The organism is Micromonospora sp. NPDC049275, assembly GCF_043197115.1.
Classification (GTDB): Bacteria; Actinomycetota; Actinomycetes; order Mycobacteriales; family Micromonosporaceae; genus Micromonospora.
This window is the reverse complement of record NZ_JBICSN010000006.1, coordinates 1-3,979: the sequence shown is the minus strand read 5'-3', so window position 1 is coordinate 3,979 and position 3,979 is coordinate 1. Positions and strand designations below refer to the sequence as shown.

General features: G+C 74.3%; 3 protein-coding genes. 1 reads left to right on the top strand and 2 read right to left on the bottom strand.

Annotation, left to right across the window (positions count from 1 at the left end):
• The first annotated feature begins 110 nt into the window (after nt 1-110).
• Entirely contained in the window at nt 111-695 is a 585-nt protein-coding gene (locus tag ACGFIE_RS19555; protein WP_393296436.1) for a TetR/AcrR family transcriptional regulator, read from the top strand.
• A 147-nt stretch (nt 696-842) separates the two neighbouring features.
• On the opposite strand, the gene ACGFIE_RS19550 is transcribed toward ACGFIE_RS19555, so the two are convergent.
• The gene (locus tag ACGFIE_RS19550) at nt 843-2,762 is read right to left on the bottom strand and encodes a helix-turn-helix domain-containing protein (protein WP_393296434.1); all 1,920 of its coding nucleotides are present in this window, start codon (nt 2,760-2,762) and stop codon (nt 843-845) included.
• Between the two features lie 14 nt (nt 2,763-2,776).
• Nucleotides 2,777-3,559, bottom strand: a complete 783-nt coding sequence (locus ACGFIE_RS19545) for a 3-hydroxybutyrate dehydrogenase (protein ID WP_393296432.1) — start codon at nt 3,557-3,559, stop codon at nt 2,777-2,779.
• Between the last annotated feature and the right edge of the window lie 420 nt (nt 3,560-3,979).

Genomic DNA, 3,979 nt, shown 5'->3' with positions numbered 1-3,979 from the left:
TTGCGGGTTGGCGCCGCCGGGGTTCGGGGGTGGGGGGCGCCGGCCGCCTCGCCGGTGGTGGCGGGGCGGGCGTTGGTACGCCGAGTTGTTCCGAATTAACCCCCCCCGCCTTGGTCCGGGGGCCGCCGGGGCCCCCGCGGAGCCTCCGCGCCGACGAGGCGATCATCGAGGCGACGCTCGACCTGCTCGCCGAGGGCAGCACCATCGAGGCGCTCTCCATCGAGGCGATCGCCGCCCGCGCGGGCGTCGGCAAGGCCACCATCTACCGCCGCTGGGCCGGCAAGGACGCGCTGCTGCTGGACGCGCTGCGCCGGCTCAAGGGCATCCTGCCGCAGCCCGAGGGGCACTCGCTGCGCGACGATCTGATCCTGCTGGTCGGCGCCATCGGGAAGAACGTCGACCCGCGGGCGTCGAAGATCATGCCCTGCCTGGTGCCGGAGGTGAACCGCAGCCCGGACCACTTCCGCCTGTACCAGAACATCATCTCCCCGCGCCGGCAGCTCATGCGCGAGGTGCTCCGACGGGGCATCAGCGAGGGATTGCTCCGGCCCGACATCGACATCGAGGTGACCATGGCGTTGCTCACCGGGCCGATGCTGATCCAGCGGGTGCTGCAGTGGAACCCGGAGCTGGACGAGCAGACCCTGCCGGAGCAGGTCGTCGACGCGGTGCTGGCGGGCATCCTGACCCGCTGACCCGGCCCACCGGGCACGGACCGACCGGTCCGGCCCCGGTGGACCCGGGCTGCCAGGCGGTGGCTGCGCTGCGCGACGGCCGGCGGGCGCGGGTGTCGGCCGTCCCGGTGGACCCGGGCGGGCAGGCGCGGGCGCGGCGGTCCGAGGTCAGGCGTTCGAGGCGCGCAGGCGGTGCAGGCGCAGTGCCAACTGCACCTCCAACGCCCGCTCGGGCCGCTGCCAGTCCGCGCCGAGCAACTGCCCGACCCGCTCCAACCGCTGGGTCACCGTGTTGACGTGCACGTGCAACTGCTCGGCGGCCCGGGCCAGGCTGCCGCCCACCCCGAAGTACGCCTCCAGCGTCTTCACCAGCGCCGTCCCGCGCCGGGCGTCGTAGTCGACCACCGGCCCGACCGTGGCGGTGAGGAACTGGGCCACGTCCCCCTCACCCCGGTCACCGACCGTGCCCAGCAACAGCCCGACGAAGCCCAGCTCCGCGGTGCTGGCCCCCTGACCGGCGCGGCCCAGCGCACCCAGCGCCGTCAGGCAGCGGTCCGCCTCGTGGAACGTCGCGGCCAGCGTCCCCGGCCCGGTCGACGGGCCGCTCGCCCCGGCGGTCACCGGCCGGCCCGTCACCCGCGACAGGTCCCGCGCCACCGCGCGGGCGCTGCCGCCGGCATCCTGACCGGGCAGCATCAGGACCACCCGACCGTCGCGCGCCGCGGCCAGGCCACCGCGCGCCGAGGCGTACGTGGTGGCCCAGGAGAGCACCCGCTGCCGAGCCGAGCCGGTCGCCGCGATCGCGTCCTCGCCCACCGCCACCAGCACGTGCGGCGCGTCCAGGTCCACGCCGAGCCGACGCGCCCGACTGCGCAGCGCGTCGGTGTCCCGCAGCGGCCGGGCGATCAGATCGTCGAGCAACTCGCCACGGACCCGACCCTCCGCCTCGGCCACGGTCCGGCGGAACAGCAGCAGCAGCGCGGTCACCAGCGCCGCCCGCTCCAGGATCCGCTGGTCGGCGTCGACCAACTCGTCGTCGGGACGCAGCACCAACGCGCCCAGGTTCTCCGCGCCGGCCACCACCGCCGCGTACCAGAGCGGGCCGCGGCGCACGCTGCGTCCCTCCGTACGCGACGCGGCCACCGCCTCGACGATGTCCGCCCGGTCCGGCTCGTCGATCTCGCCCACCCGGGCCAGCAACCGGCCCTGGGCGTCCAGCGCCAGCAGCGCCCCGCCCAGCACGTCGGTCACCGCCGCCGCCACGTCCTCCACCCCGCCACCGCGCAGCACCAGCGCCGTCATCCGGTCGTGCGCCGCCGCGGCCCGCTCCACCGAACTGCTGTGCGCCCGGATGGTGGTGTTGGCAGCCGACAACTCGGCCAGGGCCGAGCGGGTCTCGGCCAGCAGCCGGGCCGTGTCGATCGCCACGGCGGCGTGCGCGGCGAGGGAGACCAGCAGCGCCACCTCCTCCCGGGCGAACGGCCGGGCCGAGCGGTTGGCCGAGTAGAGCACCCCGATCGAGGTGGAGCCGAGTCGCAGCGGCACCCCGAGGATCGCCACCAGGCCCTCCTCACCGACACCGGCGTCGATCTCCCCGGTGTGGTGGAAGCGCGCGTCCTCGCCGTAGTTCGCGGTGACGTACGGGGCGCCGGACTGGGCCACCAGGCCACCGAGGCCGGCGCCCATCGGCAGCCGCAGCCGCTGGAAGCGGGCCGACACGGACCCGTCGGTCACCCGCATGTAGGTGTCGCCGCGCTCGTCGTCGTTGAGCGTCATGTACGCCACGTCGGCGCCGAGCAGGTTGCGGGCCCGGTGCACGATCGCCCGCAGCACGTCGTCCAGGTCGCGCAGCCCGGCCAGGTCGCTGACCGTGTCGTACAGGCCGGACAGCTCGGTCTCGCGGCGGCGGCGGCGCTCCAGCAGCGCGCGGACCCGCAACGCCACCGTCTTGGCCTGCTCCAGCTCGGCCAGCCGGTCGGCGGGCATCCCGGCGGCGCGCGCGGCCACCAACGGGCCCTCGAACTCCACCGCGGCGGCCTCGCGAGCGAGCAGTTCGAGGAACTCCACCGGCGACGACATGGTCGACATTGTGCTCAGGCCCACTAGTTGGCCGTCCAGCCCCCGTCGAGCGCGATCGACGCGCCCGTGATGAAGGCCGCCGGCGGCGCGCAGAGGTACGCCAGCAGCTCCGCCACCTCCTCCGGCTCGATCAGCCGCTTGATGGCGGCCCGCGCCAGCATGACCTTCTCGATCACCTCGGTCTCGCCGATGCCGTGGCTGGCCGCCTGGTCGGCGATCTGGCTCTCCACCAGCGCCGTCCGCACGTACGCCGGGTTGATGCAGTTGGCGGTCACCCCGTGCGCGGCGCCCTCGAGCGCCACCACCTTCGACAGCCCCTCCAGGGCGTGCTTCGCCGAGACGTAGGCCGCCTTGTACGGCGAGGCGCGCAGGCCGTGCACCGAGGAGATGTTGATGATCCGTCCCCAACCCCTGGCGTACATGTGCGGCAACGCCCGGCGGATCAGCAGGAAGGGCGCCTCCACCATCACCCGCTGGATGTACTCGAAGCGCTCGACGGGAAAGTCCTGCACCGGCGACACATGTTGGAGCCCGGCGTTGTTGACCACGATGTCCACGTCCACGTCGAGCGCGTCCACGGCCGCCGCGTCGGCCAGGTCCACGCCCTCGGCGCGTCCGCCTGCCTCGGCGGCCACCGCCCTGGCCGCCTCCAGGTTGCGGTCCACCACGAGCACCGTGGCGCCGGCCGCGCCCAGTCGCAGGGCACAGGCCCGCCCGATGCCGCTGCCACCCCCGGTGACCAGGGCGGTCCGACCAGCGAGGTCGACCTGTACGACGTGGGGGACCGCCACGGGTTCTGCCGTCATGGCGCAAGAAGTTACGAGCTGTGTGCCCTGCGGCACATGGGGCGGCGACACATACTCCGTACCACTGCTGTGTGGCCGGACCGCCATCCCAGCCCCCCGCAGCCTGTGCGGCGCTTGGCCTGTGCGGCGCTTGGCCTGTGCGGCGCTTGGCCTGTGCGGCGCTCGGGTCTCGCGGTGGCTGGCCTGCTCGTTGCCTGTGCGGCGTCGGCTTGCTCGCCGGCCGCCCTCCCGCCGGCCGCCCTCCCGCCGGCCGCCCTCCCGCCAGCGGGCCTGCTCGCCGCCCGTGCGGCGAACGCCGCGAGATCTTGGACAGTTTCCGTCATCGGGGCGGGCTCAACTGGTGGTTGCAACACTCAGGAGCTGGGTCATCTTCTCACCTGGGGTGGCCCAGCCCAGGGTCATACGGGGGCGGTCGTTGAG